Origin of the sequence: Leucobacter massiliensis (genome assembly GCF_002982315.1) — a bacterium.
Classification (GTDB): Bacteria; Actinomycetota; Actinomycetes; order Actinomycetales; family Microbacteriaceae; genus Leucobacter; species Leucobacter massiliensis.
In genome coordinates this window covers 212,040-227,637 of the sequence record NZ_MWZD01000014.1, presented here as the reverse complement: position 1 = coordinate 227,637, position 15,598 = coordinate 212,040, and the positions used below count along the sequence as shown (strand labels likewise).

Sequence of the window (15,598 nt, the reverse complement as noted above, 5' to 3'; positions counted from 1 at the left end):
AGCAGAGACCCGGGGTTCCGGGCGCAGAGCCCCCTGGAAGCTGCGGGGGCCGAGCCCATATGCTGGACGAAACGCGAACGGAGGGCGACATGTTCGGCTGGTGGGGGAGACGCGAAGTCGAGGATCGCCTGGCGCGCCTCGAAGACCACGCGGGCGTCGCCCGCCCGGGGGAGGACGCCGCGGCCAGCGGTGGTCTCGGTGCGACGGTTCGCGCCCGCCGAGCCTGGGGTGACGGCTTCGGCCTCCTCGCCACCCGCTCCCTGCAGATCATCATCGTGGTCGTCCTCGCGGCCGGCGTCATCATCGGCATGCGGCAGCTGAGCACGGTCGTGATCCCGATCCTCCTCGCGCTGATCTTCGCGAGCACCTTCTTCCCGGTGATGGACTGGCTGCGACGGCACCGCGTGCCGTCCGCGCTCGCGACGGTGCTCGTGCTCCTCGCGATCCTGCTGCTGCTCACCGGCGTCGGCTGGCTGATCGTGTGGGCCGTGCGCGACCAGTGGTCCGAACTGCAGGATCAGGCGCAGGACGGCTTCACCGAGGTGCTCCGGTGGATCAACACCCTGCCCTTCGCGCCCGACCAGCAGCAGCTCGACGAGTGGCGCGACAAGGTCATCGACTTCGTCACCGGCTTCGTCACGAGCTCCCAGTTCGGCTCGGGCGCGCTCGCCGGGGTCGGCGCCATCACCAGTTTCGTCACCGGGCTCGTGCTGATGGTCGTCGTGCTCTTCTTCTTCCTGAAGGACGGGCCGCGGATCTGGCGCTTCCTGCTGCGTCCCTTCGAGGGCCGCAGCCGGGCCCGGGCCGAGCGGGCCGGTGCGAAGACCGTGCAGACGCTCGGCTCCTATGTCCGCGGCACGGCCGCGGTGGCGGCCGTCGACGCGCTCGGGATCGGGATCGGCCTCCTCATCCTGCAGGTGCCGCTCGCGCTGCCGCTCGCGGTGCTCGTGTTCGTGCTCTCCTTCATTCCGCTCGTCGGCGCGACGCTCGCCGGCACGCTCGCGGCGCTCGTCGCGCTCGTCGCGAACGGACCGCTCAGCGCGGTGCTCGTGGTCGGCGTCGTCATCCTCGTCAACCAGCTGGAGGGCAATCTGCTGCAACCGGTGCTCATGGGCCGCGCGCTCAAGCTGCACCCGCTGGTGATCCTGCTCGCACTGACCATCGGCACCGTGCTGAGCGGGATCCTGGGCGCCGTGCTCGCCGTGCCGCTCGCCGCCGTCGCCTGGGGCATCATCAAGGTGTGGGACGGGCCCGAGCTCCCGGCCCGCGCCTTCCGCCCCAGCCCCGAGGAACTCGCGGACGAGCGGTGACAGGCGCAACGCGGCGGCCCGCTCATTCGGCAGCCTGCCGGGAAGTCAGCTCGGCGCCGCGACGGGACACACCCGGGCTGCACGGCCCGATTTGCCGTGAGCCGGAGCTTGTGCCACTATAGATGAGTTGCCACGGCAGCGGGGTGGGAATCCCGAGGCCTGGAAGCGTCCGGCCCCATCGTATAGCGGCCTAGTACGCCGCCCTCTCACGGCGGTAACGCGGGTTCGAATCCCGCTGGGGTCACCGGATCGAAAGCCTCGCCTTCGGGCGGGGCTTTCGTCGTTGGTGGGGGGCGTGCGGGCTTCGAACCCGCTTCGCGGCTTGCGGGCCGGTGGGCCCGCCGGTCGCCGCACGGAAACGCTGCGCGTTTCCCTGTGAGCGTGTACCTTTCCCGCGAGTGTGTACCGTGATCCCGGTGATTGAGGTACACGCTCGTGAGAAAGGTACACGGCCGAGGTGAAGCGCCGTCCGCGCAGGCACGGCCCGCGCGGAGCGCCCGGAGTAAGCTGGTGCTGTTGTGTCCCAGCACGAAGAGGAGCGTTCAGTGACCCGCACCATCAAGCTCGCCGTCATCCCGGGCGACGGCATCGGACCCGAGGTGATCGAGCAGGCCAATCGCGTGCTCGACGCGGTGCTCGACGGCGGCGACGCGGTCCTGGAGCGCACGGAGTTCCGGCTGGGTGCGGAGCGCTTCCTCGCGACGGGGGAGACGCTGCCCGAGGCGGAGCAGGCCGCCATCGCGGAGCACGACGCGATCCTCTTCGGCGCGGTGGGCGGCGTGCCCGGCGACCCGCGCCTCAAGGACGCGAACATCGAGCGCGGCCTGCTGCTGAAGCTCCGCTTCGACTTCGACCACTACGCGAACGTGCGCCCCTGCACGCTGTTCCCGGGGGTCGCCTCGACGCTCGCCGAGCCCGGCGAGGTCGACTTCGTGGTGGTCCGCGAGGGCACCGAGGGCCCCTACGCGGGCAACGGCGGCCGGCTGCGGGCGGGAACCCCGCACGAGGTCGCCACCGAGGTCTCCGTGAACACCGCATACGGCGTCGAGCGCGTGGTGCGCTACGCCTTCGAGACGGCGAGCAAGCGGCCCCGCAAGAAGCTCACCTGGGTGCACAAGACCAACGTCCTCGTGCACGCGGGCGCCACCTGGCAGCGCACCGTGCAGGCCGTCGCCGCCGAGTATCCCGAGATCGCGGTCGACTACATGCACGTCGACGCGGCGACGATCTTCATGGTGCAGGATCCCGCGCGCTTCGACGTCATCGTCACTGATAACCTGTTCGGAGACATCCTCACGGACCTGGCCGGCGCCATCGGCGGCGGCATCGGGCTCGCAGCCAGCGGCAACATCAATCCCGACGGCTCCTTCCCGAGCATGTTCGAGCCCGTCCACGGCTCTGCTCCCGACATCGCAGGGAAGCAGCAGGCGGACCCGACCGCGGCGATCCTCTCCGCGGCCATCATGCTCGACCACCTCGGCCTCACCGCCGAGGGCGACCGCGTGCGCGCCGCCGTCCGCGCCGACCTCGCCGCCCGAGGCGCCGCGCAGTGCGCGACGGCCGCGATCGGCGACGCCGTGATCGCCCAGCTGCCGCCGCGCAGCGCCTGAACCGAAGAGCCGGCGCGCGACGGCGCGACCCGCACAGACCCCGACGCAAGAGAGCACACCATGACTGACCTCGCCTTCACCCGCACCGAAGCCGATCGCCTGCCCGCCGCCGAGCGCGAGGCGATCCTCGCCGATCCGGGCTTCGGCAACCACTTCACCGATCACATGGTCTCGATCGTGTGGACGAGGGACGCGGGCTGGCATGACGCGGAGCTCGTCCCCTACGGCCCGATCCCGATGGATCCCGCGTCCTCGGTGCTGCACTACGGTCAGGAGATCTTCGAGGGGCTGAAGGCGTATCGCCGGCCGGACGGCTCGGTCGTCACCTTCCGCCCCGAGGCGAACGCACGCCGCCTGAACGAGTCGGCCCGCCGCCTCGCGCTGCCGGAACTGCCGGAGGAGCTGTTCGTGCAGGCCGTGCGCGAGCTCGTCAGCGCAGACGCCGACTGGGTACCCGGCGGGCAGGATCAGAGCCTCTACCTGCGTCCCTTCATGATCGCCGACGAGAGTTTCCTCGGCGTGCGCGCCGCCGAGCGGGCGCGTTTCCTCGTCATCGCGAGCCCCGCAGGCCCCTACTTCAGCGGGGGCGTGAAGCCGGTGTCGATCTGGCTGTCCCAGGATCTGGCCCGTGCGGGCCGGGGCGGCACGGGTGCGGCGAAGTGCGGCGGCAACTACGCCGCCTCGCTGCTGCCGCAGCGCGTCGCGGCCGAGAACGGCTGCCAGCAGGTGCTCTTCACGGACGCCGCGACCGAGGACACCATCGACGAGCTCGGCGGCATGAACCTCTTCCTGGTGCGGCGCGACGGCACGCTGCTCACCCCGCAGCTCAACGGCAACATCCTCGACGGGGTGACCCGCCGCAGCCTGATCCAGCTCGCGAAGGACCGCGGCCACGCCGTCGAGGAGCGCGACATCACCGTCACCGAGTGGCGCGAGGGCGTCGCCGACGGCAGCATCGTGGAGGCCTTCGCCTGCGGCACGGCCGCCGTGATCACGCCCATCGGCCGGCTGAAGGGCGAGGGGCTCGACATCGACTTCGGCGACCGCGCGCCCGGTGAGCTGACCCTCACGCTGCGCGAGGAGCTCACCGGTATCCAGAGCGGCGCGCGTGAGGACCGGCACGGCTGGCTGACGGTGCTCGTGCCCGCCGGAGCGGAGGCCGCCGCGTGAAGCTCGCACGGTTCCAGTTCGAGGGAGAGATCTCCTTCGGGATCCTCGACCGCGCCGACGACGGTGAGGGCGTCGAGCTCGTCGAGCTGAGCGGCGACCCGATGATCGCGGGCTTCGACACGACGGGGCGGCGCATTCCGCTGGAGCAGGCGCGTCTGCTCGCGCCCGTGATCCCGCGCTCGAAGGTGGTATGCGTGGGCAAGAACTACGCCGATCACGTCGAGGAGATGCAGGGCGTGACCGGCGGCGGCGTCCCCGAGGAGCCGCTGCTGTTCCTGAAGCCGAACACCGCCGTGATCGGCCCGGGCGAGCCGATCATCCTGCCCGCGATCTCGGAGCGGGTGGAGCACGAGGGTGAGCTGGCGATGGTGATCGGCGCGGTCACGAAGGACGTCCCGGAGGAGGAAGCGCTGAAGCGCGTCTTCGGCTTCACCTGCGCGAACGACGTCACCGCGCGCGATCTGCAGCTCAAGGACGGCCAGTGGACGCGGGGCAAGGGCTTCGACACCTTCTGCCCGCTGGGCCCGGTGATCGAGACGGATCCGGATCTCGCCGACGCCCGCATCGTGACCCGGGTGAACGGCGAGCTCCGCCAGGAGGGGCGCACCTCCCAGCTCATCCACTCGCTCGCCCGGATCGTCTCGTACGCCTCGCAGGCCTTCACGCTGCTGCCGGGCGATGTGATCCTCACCGGCACGCCCGCCGGCGTGGGGCCGCTCGTTGCGGGCGACACGGTCGAGGTGGAGATCGAGGGCATCGGCAAGCTGAGCAACCCCGTGCGCTGAGCGGCGCGCGGAACGCCGGCTCGGACGGCGAGCGCGGCGCGCGGTAACAGGCGCGCCGCCCCGGACGGGCTGTGCCACACTGGAAACCCGCGAGAAGGGCAGGTGTGTGCATGATCGCTGAGGGTGCCCGCGCGCCGAGGTTCGGCGTCGAGGAGGAGTTCCTGCTGCTCGACGCGGAGACCGGCCTGCCGAGCGACGCCGCGGACGAGCTGATCGCGGCCCTGCCCGCGCAGCGAGCCGAGCACGAGTTCTTCTCCAGCCAGATCGAGACCGCCACGCCCGTGTGCGAGACCGCCGGGGAGGCGATCGAATCCCTCGGCGGCTTCCGCACGGCAGCGGGTAGCGCGGCGGCGGGGCTCGGGATCGTGCTGGCGGGCACCGGCTTGCCGCCGCTCGGCGGCGAGCTCCCGGGCCGGGTGGTGGAGAAGCCGCGCTACCTGCAGATCGCGGACGCCGTGCGCGGCTCGGTGGCCCGCTACTACTCGACCGGCGCGCACGTGCACGTCGAGGTGCCCTCCCGGGATGCCGGGGTGGCGGCCATTGCGAGCTTCGCCCACTGGTCGCCGACCCTCTCAGCGCTGGCGGCGAACTCACCGCTGTACCTCGGGGAGCGCACCGGCTACGCGAGCTGGCGCTATCTGATGACGCAGCAGTGGCCCACCTCGGGCTATCCGCCGCCCTTCGCCGACGCAGCCGAGTACGAGCGCATCGTCGGCGGCTTGGTGGGTGCGGGCGCGCTGGTCGATGCGGCGCTCGTGAACTGGTCGATCCGGCTCTCCGAGCACTTTCCGACCATCGAGCTGCGTACGGCCGACGCGCAGCTGCGTGCGGAGGACGCGGTGGCGCTCGCCGTCCTGTTCCGTGCACTGACGGCGCGTGCGCTCCGCGAGCACGAGCTCGGCGTCCGGCAGCCGCAGCCGCAGCCGGACCTGCTGCGTGGCGCGCACTGGCTGGCCGCGCGCAACGGGCTCGGCGGCGAGCTCTACGACCCCTTCGACGCGCGGCCCCGGCCGGCGTTCGAGGTGGTGGATCAGCTGCTCGAGCACGCGGCCCATGAGCTCGCCGTCGCGGGCGACGCGGAGCTCGTCGCCGACTTCGTGGCGCGCAGGCGGGCGGACCGCGGGCCGGCGCACCGTCAGCTCGCGGCCTGGGATTCGGGCGGGATCGCTCCGCTGCTCGCGCTGTATCGCGGTCAGGAGTGAGCTGAGGCGCACGCCGTCGACGCCGCCGGGAGCTTTCTCGGTTACCCTCGGGGGCAGGGGCTGCGGGGAAGGAGCCGGGATGTCGAGCGAGTGGCGGGCGCTGCGCAGCGGCGAGTCGGCACGCGAGCGTCGCGCGCGCCTCGCAGCCGCGCACGAGGCCTTCGTCGCGGGTGAAGTGGCGCACGACGATCCGGACTCCCTGCGCCGCTTCGCGAGCCGCGCCGGCCTGCGGCCGGTCGTGGTGGAGTCGTGGGCCCGCTCGCTGCAGCGCACCCTCGACCCGTCGCTCACCCCGGAGCGGCCGGCGCTGAGCGACGAGGAGCTCGCCGAGCTGCGCCGCATCCACCCCATCGCGCGCGTGCTGCCGGTGGTGCAGCGCCTGCTCTTCGAGGAGGCCGGCGACTCGGGCCTGATCGTCGCCGTCGGCGATGCGGCGGGCCGCCTGCTCTGGCTCGACGGGGACGCGAGGCTGCGGTCCCGGGCGGAGGAGATGGGGTTCCGTGCGGGGATGGACTGGTCGGAGGCCGCGGTCGGCACGAGCGCACCGGGCAGTGCGCTCGCCCTCGACCACGCGATCCAGGTGCTCGGAGCCGAGCACTACAACCGTGCCGTGCACCAGTGGAGCTGCACGGCGGCCCCCGTGCACGATCCGTCGAGCGGTTCGATCATCGGCGTCATCGACGTCACCGGGGGAGACGCCGCCGCCTCGCCGCACCTCCTGCCGCTCGTCGAGGCGACGCTCGCCGCCGTCGAGGCGGAGCTGAAGCTCGAGTCGCTGCGTGCGCTCATCGAGTCTGAGCGGCCGGGCGCCTCAGCCCCGCCGCGGCGGGCCGTGCCGGAGCGCCGGCAGCCGCCCCGCCTCGTGGTGCTGGGCCGCGATCCCGCACTGCTCGAACACGGCGGGGCGCCGGTGCCCGTCTCCGGCCGGCACGCCGAGGTGCTGCTCGCGCTCGCGGCGCACCCGCAGGGGCTGAGTGCCACGGCGCTCGCCGAGCAGGTGTACGGCGACGGCGGCTCGGAGCAGACGCTGCGCCCCGAGCTGGTGCGCTTGCGCCGCTGGCTCGAGCGGCACGGCACCGGACTCGAATTGCTCTCCCGCCCCTACCGGCTGAGCGGCCCGCTGCGCGTCGACGCACTCGAGGCGCTGGAGGCCCTGGGGCGCGGTGCCCACCGGCTCGCCCTCGCCGCCTATGAGGGCCCGGTGCTGCCCGGCTCGGCCGCGCCCTCGGCGGAGCGCCTGCGCTCCGAGGTCGACGCGACGCTGCGCGAGTCGATGCTGCAGTCCGCCGCGGCCGATCCGCTGTTCGAGTACGCGCAGAGCTGGGCGGCCGACGACGCCCAGGTGTGGGAGACGCTGCTGCAGGTGCTCCCGCCGCTCTCCCCGAAGCGGGCGCGGGTGGTGGCGCGCCTCGAACAGCTCGCCGAGCTCTGAGGCAGCCGAGGAAACCTCGGCGACTCCTGCGTGCAACGTTGCTGCAACGATGCGCCGCGTAGCGTCTGCGGCAACCGGGTCGCACAGGCCGGCCCGGCGCCGACAACGACGTCAAAGGAGGGCCGACATGGCCGTTTACGCAGCCCCGGGGCAGCCGGATTCGCTGGTGCAGTTCAAGAGCCGCTACGAGCACTACATCGGCGGCGAGTGGGTGCCGCCCGTGAAGGGGCAGTACTTCGAGAACGTGACCCCGGTGACGGGCAAGGCCTTCTGCGAGGTGGCGCGCGGCACGGCGGAGGACATCGAGGCCGCGCTCGATGCGGCGCACGCCGCCGCGCCAGCCTGGGGGCGCACCAGCCCGGCCGAGCGCGCCGTGATCCTGAACCGCATCGCCGATCGCATCGAGCAGAACCTCGAGGCGATCGCGGTCGCGGAGACCTGGGAGAACGGCAAGGCGGTGCGCGAGACGCTCAACGCCGACATCCCGCTCGCCGTCGATCACTTCCGCTACTTCGCGGGAGCGATCCGCGCCCAGGAGGGCGGGATCTCCCAGATCGACGAGGATCTCGTCGCCTACCACTTCCACGAGCCGCTCGGCGTGGTGGGGCAGATCATCCCCTGGAACTTCCCGATCCTCATGGCGACCTGGAAGCTCGCGCCCGCGCTCGCGGCAGGCAACGCCGTCGTGCTGAAGCCGGCCGAGCAGACCCCGGTGTCGATCCTGTTCCTCTTCGAGCTCATCGGCGATCTGCTGCCCCCGGGGGTCGTGAACATCGTCAACGGCTTCGGCGCCGAGGCGGGCAAGCCGCTCGCCACGAACAAGCGCATCCGCAAGGTCGCCTTCACGGGTGAGACGACGACGGGCCGGCTCATCATGCAGTACGCCTCGGAGAACATCATCCCGGTGACGCTGGAGCTCGGCGGCAAGAGCCCCAACATCTTCTTCGACGACGTCATGGCGAAGGACGACGCCTACTGGAGCAAGGCGCAGGAGGGCTTCACGATGTTCGCCCTCAACCAGGGCGAGGTCTGCACCTGCCCCTCTCGGGCGCTGATCCAGGAGTCGATCGCCGGTGATTTCCTCGACGCCGTGGTGGAGCGCACGCGCCGGATCACGCGCGGCAACCCGCTCGACACGGACACGATGGTGGGCGCGCAGGCCTCCAACGACCAGTTCGAGAAGATCAAGTCGTATCTCGACATCGGCAAGCAGGAGGGCGCGCAGGTGCTCATCGGCGGCGAGGTCGAGGATCTCGGCGGCGAGTTCTCGGAGGGTTTCTACATCCAGCCGACGATCTTCCGCGGCGACAACTCGATGCGCATCTTCCAGGAGGAGATCTTCGGCCCGGTCGTGTCGGCGACGACCTTCACCGATTTCGACGACGCGATCCGGATCGCGAACGACACGCTCTACGGCCTCGGCGCCGGCGTGTGGAGCCGCAACGGCAACACCGCCTACCGTGCTGGCCGAGCCATCGAGGCGGGGCGCGTGTGGGTGAACAACTACCACGCCTACCCGGCGCACGCGGCCTTCGGCGGCTACAAGTCGAGCGGCATCGGCCGGGAGAACCACCTGATGATGCTCGATCACTACCAGCAGACCAAGAACCTGCTCGTCAGCTACGGCGAGACCGAACTGGGCTTCTTCTGAGCCGTGCTCCGCGGGGCCGGCGCCCGAGCCGGTCCCGCATCGCCACCCATCACCGATGAAAGGAAGCATCACCATGACCACGCAGACCATGCGCGCAGCCTCCGTCCCGTCCTTCGGCGCCCGGCTCGACGTCGCCGAGCAGGATCGTCCCGTCCCCGGCCCGGGCCAGGCCCTCGTGCGGGTGCTCACCAGCGGCGTCTGCCACACCGATCTGCACGCCGTCGAGGGCGACTGGCCGGTGAAGCCGAGCCCGCCGTTCATCCCGGGTCACGAGGGGGTGGGCGTCGTGGAGGCGCTCGGCGAGGGCGTCACCGACCTCGCCGTGGGCGACCTCGTCGGCAACGCGTGGCTGTGGTCGGCCTGCGGCCACTGCGAGCACTGCCGGACCGGCTGGGAGACGCTGTGCGAGCGGCAGCAGAACGGCGGCTACTCCGTGGACGGGTCCTTCGCGGAGTACATGCTGGTCGACGCCGACTTCGCGGCGCGGATCCCCGAGGGCGCCGACCCGGTCGAGGTGGCGCCGGTGCTGTGCGCCGGGGTCACGGTCTACAAGGGGCTCAAGGTGACGGAGGTGCGTCCCGGCCAGTGGGTCGTCATCTCGGGCATCGGCGGCCTCGGGCACATCGCCGTGCAGTACGCGGTTGCGATGGGCATGCGCGTGGCGGCGGTCGACATCGCCGACGACAAGCTGGCGCTCGCGAAGCGCCACGGCGCCGAGGTGGTCGTCAACGCGAGGGACACCGACCCCGTCGAGGCGATCCAGCGGGAGACGGGCGGTGCCCACGGCGTGCTCGTCACCGCCGTCCACCCCTCCGCTTTCGGGCAGGCGATCGGCATGACGCGCCGCGGCGGCACGATCGTCTTCAACGGGCTCCCGCCGGGGGACTTCCCCGCGCCGATCTTCGACATCGTGCTCAAGGGCCTCACGATCCGCGGCTCGATCGTCGGCACGCGGCAGGACATGGTCGAGGCGCTCGACTTCTACGCGCGCGGCCTCATCCAGCCGACGGTCGCCGAGCGGCCGCTGGACGATGTGAACGAGGTGCTGGACGAGATGCGCGCCGGCAAGATCGACGGCCGGGTGGTGCTGCGGCTCGCCGCGGCGTGACCTCGCGGTGAGGAGCGGATCGTGTCCGATGCGAGTGACGGTGGCGCGGCCGTCGAGGCGCGGCCCGAGGTGCCGGGGGAGGAGGCGAGCCGTCTCGCCTTCACCCCCGCGGCGCTGGAGCTGGTCGACCGGCTGTGGGAGATGCACGGCCCCCTGATGTTCCACCAGTCGGGCGGCTGCTGCGACGGCAGCTCGCCCATGTGCTATCAGGCGGGGGAGTTCAAGGTGGGCGGGCAGGACGTGCTGCTCGGCACCCTCGAGCTGTCGCCGCTCCCGGGCGGCTCGGGGTCCGGGGCCGGATCGCCGCGCGAGATCGGCTTCTGGATGTCGCGCGAGCAGTTCGGGCTGTGGGCGCACACGCATCTCACGGTTGACGCGGTCCCGGGCCGGGGTTCGGGATTCTCGCTCGAGGCGCCGGAGGGGCTGCGCTTCCTGATCCGCTCCCGGATGCTCTGAGCGGGCGGCGGTTCCCGCGGTCACGGCCGCGACCGCGGGAACGCCGGCCCGCACCGCTCAGCCTGCCGGCGCCGGCGGATGAGACAATGGGGGCGATGGATCCCAACAAGCTCACTCACGATGCGCAGCCGGCCGAGGGCCGGCTGATCCGCACCCGCCCCCGCAGCGAGGGGTCCGCGCGCCCGCAGGTGCGCCCGAAGGCGGAGGGCTGGAAGCAGCTCACCACCCCCGACGGGCGGCCCACGCTGCAGTTCGCCTCGCCGCGCGTGCAGCAGCCCGCCACCCACCTCGCCGACCTCAGCCTCGCCGAGCGCGAGGCGAAGGTGGCCGAGATGGGGCTGCCGAAGTTCCGTGCGCGGCAGCTCTCGAAGCACTACTTCGAGCACCGGACCACCGATCCCGAGCAGATGACCGATCTGCCGAAGGAGCACCGGGAGCGGCTGGCGGAGGCGTTCTTCCCGCCGTTGCTCACCGAGGTGAAGCGGCTCGTCACCGACGACGGCGCGACGGTGAAGTTCCTGTGGCGGCTCTTCGACGGCGCCCTCGTCGAGTCGGTGCTCATGCGCTACCCGGGCCGTATCACCCTGTGCGTGTCGAGCCAGTGCGGCTGCGGTATGAACTGCCCCTTCTGCGCGACCGGCCAGGCGGGTCTCACGCGCAATATGTCGACCGCTGAGATCCTCGACCAGATCGTGCAGGCCAACCGCGTGATCGCCGAGGGCGGCCTCGGCCGCGTGCGCGCGAGCGGCAACGGCGCGGAGCCGGAACGCGTGAACAACATCGTGTTCATGGGCATGGGGGAGCCGCTCGCCAACTACAAGCGCGTGATGAACGCGGTGCACCGCATGATCGCGCCTGCTCCGGAGGGGCTGGGCATGTCGGCCCGCGGCATCACCGTGTCGACCGTGGGCCTGGCGCCCGCGATCCGCAAGCTCGCGGACGAGAACATCCCGATCACCTTCGCGCTCTCGCTGCACGCGCCCGACGATCAGCTGCGCGACGACCTGATCCCGGTGAACAGCCGCTGGAAGGTCGAGGAGGTGCTCGACGCCGCCTACCACTACTACGAGCGGACGGGCCGGCGCGTGTCCATCGAATACGCGCTCATCAAGGACATGAACGATCACGCTTGGCGTGCGGATCTGCTCGCGGAGAAACTCAACGCCCGCGGCCGGGGCTGGGTGCACGTCAATCCGATCCCGCTGAACCCGACGCCCGGCTCGATCTGGACGTCCTCGACGCGCGAGGTGACGCGTGAGTTCGTCGACCGGCTGAACGCCGCGGGCATCCCGACGACGCTGCGCGACACGCGAGGCAAGGAGATCGACGGCGCCTGCGGGCAGCTGGTCGCGACGGAGCAGGATCGCGCGGAGGCGGAGGCCTTCGCGGCTGCCCGCTGAGGGTCGCGGGTCGCCCCTCGTCTTCCGGGATCCACGCGCCCCCTTCTGCTTCAGCGGCCGAGCGCCCGGGCGAGCCGGGCGACGTCCGCCTCGGTGTTCCAGAGGTGGAAGCTGATCCGCGCGTTGCCTGCGCGGCCGGACGCAACGATCCCGGCCGCGGTGAGCGCCGCGAGGTCGTCGCCCGCGGGGTCGGACCAGGTGACGATGGCCGAGCCTCCCGCGGGGAGGCCGAGGGCTGTGCGGGCGGCATTGGCGAGGGCGAGGTCGTGCGCGTGGACGGCGTCGATGTCGAGGGACGCGATGTCGCGGAGCGCGGCCTCGGTGCCGCCGATCACGGGCCAGGCGGGGGAGACGTCGAAGCGCCCCGCGCCGGCCGCGAGCGGCATGTTCCCCGCGTAGCACGAGGACCAGATGTCGTCGGCGGAGCACCAGCCCGCGGCAAGGGGTCGCAGCTCGTCGTCGAGGCCCTCGCGCACCGTGAGGAAGGCGGTGCCGCGCGGGGCGCACAGCCACTTGTAGGCGTGGCAGACGGTGAAGTCGAAGGGCGCCGCGCCGAGGGGCAGCCAGCCGAGCGACTGGGTCAGGTCGACGAGGGTGCGGGCTCCCGCCCGCGCTGCGGCGTCCGCGATCGCCGCGGCGTCGGCCACCTCGCCGCTCGCGGACTGCACGAGCGAGAAGGCGACGAGCGCGGTGCCGGGCCGCACCTCCTCGGCGAGTCGCGCGACGGGCGCGTAGCGCACGCTCACGCCGCGGTGCGCGAGCTGTTCGAGCGGGTGCGCGAGCGAGGCGAAGTCGCCGGCTGCGCAAAGCACTTCGGAGCCGTCGGGGACCGAGCTCGCGACCACGGAGACGAGCTGGGAGACCTGCGAGCCGAGGGCGACCCGCTCGGCGGGTACCCCGGCGATCCGGGCGTAGAGCGCGCGGCAGCGCTCCGCCTGTTCTCCCAGGGCGCGGGCGTCGGCGCGGCCGGCCGCCCAGTCGTCGAGGTAGCTGCGCATGGCCGCCGCGGTCGCTGCCGTCGGCAGGCCTCCGGTGCAGGCGGAGAGGTAGCCCGGACCGGCGGCGAAGCAGAGGTGGGCGAAGGGGCTTTCTGCGGCTGGGGTGGCGTGGGCGGTGGTATGCATCTGGCCAGCGTAGGACACGCCAATCCATAATGTAAGGGAATCATTTTTATGATTTATTTCACTTCTGGTTATGAGGGGCGTAGAATCGGCCGCATGACCCAGCTCCGCACCGCCGACCCGGTCGGCTCGATCGACTCGACCGAGCTGCGAATCCTCTCCGCGCTCGCCACGACCGGCTCGCTCACCGCCGCCGCCGCGAGCCTCGGCCTCAGCCAGCCCGCCGTGAGCCAGCGCATCAAGCGCGTCGAGACCCGGCTCGCCGTGCCCCTCATCGAGCGCAGCGGCCGGGGCATCCGCCTCACCCCCGCCGGCCGCATCCTCGCCGACCACGGGCGCACCGTGTGCGCCGAGATCGACGCCGCCATCGCCGCCATCGACGATCTGCGCGGCGAGCGGGCCGGCACCCTGCGGCTCGTCGGCTTCCCGAGCGCGAGCGCCACGATCGTCCCGGCCCTCATGCGCGAGCTGGCGCGCGAGGCGCCCGACGTCGCGCTGCAGTACCGCGAGGCGGAGCCGCCCGCCGCGACCGCGATGCTGCGCGACGGCGAGGTCGACTGCGCGCTCGTCTTCGACTACGAGGGCGCGGCCGAGCATCCGGCGGGAAGCGCCTTCCTCCCGCTGTGGCGCGAGGAGGTGCATCTCGTGGTCTCCGAGGATCGGGCGCGGGACGGCGCCGCCCACCTCGGCGACTTCGCCGAGGAGCACTGGATCGCAGGCTGCGAGAAGTGCCGGGGCCATCTGCTCAGCGCGGCGGCCGACGCCGGCTTCGAACCCGACATCATCCAGGAGACCGACAACGTCCCGGCCATGATCGCGATGGCCGCCGCGGGCGGCGCCGTCGCCCTCGTTCCGGGACTCGCGCTCGCCGCCGCGCGCATGCTGCCCGAGGACGTCCGCGCGCTGCCGCTCGATCCGCCCCGTCACCGCACCATCGGCATCGTGTCCATGGTCACGGCGAACGAGAGCCCGCAGGTGCGTCTCGCGAAGCGCCTGCTCGCCGGCGTCGACGGCGCACGCTGGGGCCTGGAGCCCGTCGCGTGAGCGGCGCGGTGCCCGCGCCCGCGCGGGTGTCTGCCCTCGCGAGCAGGGGCGGCCCGCAGCGCCGGATCGTCGCGATCCTCGCGCTCGCGACCGTGCTCGGCGGTCTGGGCGTCGGGGCCTCGCTCTCGGCAGGCGCGCTGCTGATCGTCGACGTGACCGGGAACGACGCCCTCTCGGGCTTCGGATCGACCATGAACGCGGTCGGCGCCGCGATCGCGGGGATCCCGCTCGCCCGCCTCGCCGCCCGGCGCGGCCGGCGCATCGCGCTCGCCTCCGGCAACGGCATCGCCGTGCTCGGCGCACTCGCCATCATCGCGGCGGCCGCCGTGCAGCTGCCGCCGCTGCTGTTCGCGGGACTCGGGGTCCTCGGCGTCGCGAGCGCGGTGCAGCTCCAGTCCCGCTTCGCCGCCGCCGACCTCGCGGTGCCCGAGCACCGCGCCCGCGATCTCTCGCTCGTGGTGTGGTCGATCACGGTCGGCGCGGTCATCGGCCCCAATCTCATCACCCCGGGCGCCGTGGTCGGCCGCGCGCTCGGACTGCCCGAGCTGGCGGGCATCTTCGTCTTCACCATCGCCGCGCAGCTCGCAGCGGGGCTGGTGGTCTGGTTCGGCCTGCGACCCGACCCGCTGCTGGAAGCGCGGCGGATCGCGGCGGCCGCGAGCGATGCCCCGGTCTCGGCGCACTCCTCGCCGTCGCCGTCGCCCGGGAGGATGACGGCCGCGGCGAGCCGCACCCCGCAGTTCCTCGCGATCGCGCTGATCGCGCTCGCCCACGCGACGATGGTCGGGATCATGGCGATGACGCCGCTGCACATCACCCACCACGGCGGCAGCATCACGCTGGTCGGCATCACCATCAGCCTGCACATCGCCGGCATGTACGCGCTCTCGCCCCTGTTCGGCCTGGCGGCGGGGCGGCTCGGCGCGGTCCCGGTGGTGCTCGGGGGCTTCGCCGTGCTCGGGCTCGCGGCGCTCGGCACCGGCTTCGGCGGCGAATCGATGCTCGTGGTCCAGCTTGCGCTGGTGCTGCTCGGGATCGGCTGGAGCATGGTCACGGTCGCAGGATCGGCGCTGCTCACCGAGGTCACGCCGCTCGCGGCGCGCCCGCGACGCCAGGGGCAGTCCGATACGGCGATGAACGCCGCCGGGGCGATCTTCGGCGCGGCGTCGGGCGCGATCTTCGCGGCGGGCGGCTTCGGGGTCCTCTCCGGGATCGCGGGCGGCTTCATCGTCCTCGGCGCGGTCGCCGCGGTGCTGCTGCGGCGCGCGCGGCCCGCGCCCGCCGAGCGGACTCACTAGACTAGGAGGCG

13 protein-coding genes and 1 tRNA gene are annotated in these 15,598 nt (G+C 72.3%); 13 read left to right on the top strand and 1 reads right to left on the bottom strand.

What is annotated here, in order from left to right; translation table 11 throughout:
• The first annotated feature begins 89 nt into the window (after positions 1–89).
• The 11 genes from B4915_RS05250 to rlmN all read left to right on the top strand — a co-directional run bounded on the left by B4915_RS05250 (position 90) and on the right by rlmN (position 12,124).
• Positions 90–1,310 (top strand): AI-2E family transporter, encoded by a 1,221-nt coding sequence (locus B4915_RS05250; RefSeq protein WP_105804773.1) that lies wholly within the window; start codon positions 90–92, stop codon positions 1,308–1,310.
• 171 nt (positions 1,311–1,481) lie between these two features.
• Positions 1,482–1,554 (top strand) — tRNA-Glu (locus B4915_RS05245).
• Between the two features lie 301 nt (positions 1,555–1,855).
• A complete protein-coding gene (locus B4915_RS05240) occupies positions 1,856–2,920 on the top strand; it encodes a 3-isopropylmalate dehydrogenase (protein WP_105804772.1) in 1,065 nt (354 codons plus the stop codon).
• 60 nt (positions 2,921–2,980) lie between these two features.
• Positions 2,981–4,090, top strand: coding sequence for a branched-chain amino acid aminotransferase (locus B4915_RS05235; RefSeq protein ID WP_105804771.1), 1,110 nt, complete (start codon positions 2,981–2,983; stop codon positions 4,088–4,090).
• The gene (locus tag B4915_RS05230) at positions 4,087–4,875 is read left to right on the top strand and encodes a fumarylacetoacetate hydrolase family protein (RefSeq protein ID WP_105804770.1); all 789 of its coding nucleotides are present in this window, start codon (positions 4,087–4,089) and stop codon (positions 4,873–4,875) included. Before B4915_RS05235 ends, B4915_RS05230 begins: the two co-directional genes overlap by 4 nt.
• A gap of 110 nt (positions 4,876–4,985) precedes the next feature.
• On the top strand, positions 4,986–6,077 hold the full coding sequence (locus B4915_RS05225; protein ID WP_105804769.1) for a carboxylate-amine ligase: 1,092 nt from the start codon (positions 4,986–4,988) through the stop codon (positions 6,075–6,077).
• A gap of 79 nt (positions 6,078–6,156) precedes the next feature.
• Entirely contained in the window at positions 6,157–7,509 is a 1,353-nt protein-coding gene (locus B4915_RS05220; RefSeq protein ID WP_105804768.1) for a sigma-54-dependent transcriptional regulator family protein, read from the top strand.
• Positions 7,510–7,636: 127 nt separating this feature from the next.
• Entirely contained in the window at positions 7,637–9,160 is a 1,524-nt protein-coding gene (exaC, locus tag B4915_RS05215) for an acetaldehyde dehydrogenase ExaC (protein WP_105804767.1), read from the top strand.
• Between the two features lie 88 nt (positions 9,161–9,248).
• Positions 9,249–10,268: an alcohol dehydrogenase AdhP gene (gene adhP / locus B4915_RS05210; RefSeq protein WP_105804827.1), complete on the top strand. Its 1,020-nt coding sequence runs from the start codon at positions 9,249–9,251 to the stop codon at positions 10,266–10,268.
• A 21-nt stretch (positions 10,269–10,289) separates the two neighbouring features.
• Positions 10,290–10,724: a DUF779 domain-containing protein gene (locus B4915_RS05205; RefSeq protein WP_105804766.1), complete on the top strand. Its 435-nt coding sequence runs from the start codon at positions 10,290–10,292 to the stop codon at positions 10,722–10,724.
• Positions 10,725–10,819: 95 nt separating this feature from the next.
• Complete coding sequence (rlmN, locus tag B4915_RS05200; RefSeq protein ID WP_105804826.1) at positions 10,820–12,124, top strand: dual-specificity RNA methyltransferase RlmN; 1,305 nt, start codon at positions 10,820–10,822, stop codon at positions 12,122–12,124.
• A gap of 50 nt (positions 12,125–12,174) precedes the next feature.
• On the opposite strand, the gene B4915_RS05195 is transcribed toward rlmN, so the two are convergent.
• Entirely contained in the window at positions 12,175–13,248 is a 1,074-nt protein-coding gene (locus B4915_RS05195; protein WP_105804825.1) for an aminotransferase class V-fold PLP-dependent enzyme, read from the bottom strand.
• Positions 13,249–13,341: 93 nt separating this feature from the next.
• Between B4915_RS05195 and B4915_RS05190 the strand changes: the two genes are divergently transcribed.
• Positions 13,342–14,289: a LysR family transcriptional regulator gene (locus tag B4915_RS05190; protein WP_105804765.1), complete on the top strand. Its 948-nt coding sequence runs from the start codon at positions 13,342–13,344 to the stop codon at positions 14,287–14,289.
• On the top strand, positions 14,286–15,587 hold the full coding sequence (locus B4915_RS05185; RefSeq protein WP_105804764.1) for an MFS transporter: 1,302 nt from the start codon (positions 14,286–14,288) through the stop codon (positions 15,585–15,587). The genes B4915_RS05190 and B4915_RS05185 overlap by 4 nt, the downstream gene beginning before the upstream one ends.
• The last annotated feature ends 11 nt before the right edge of the window (positions 15,588–15,598 follow it).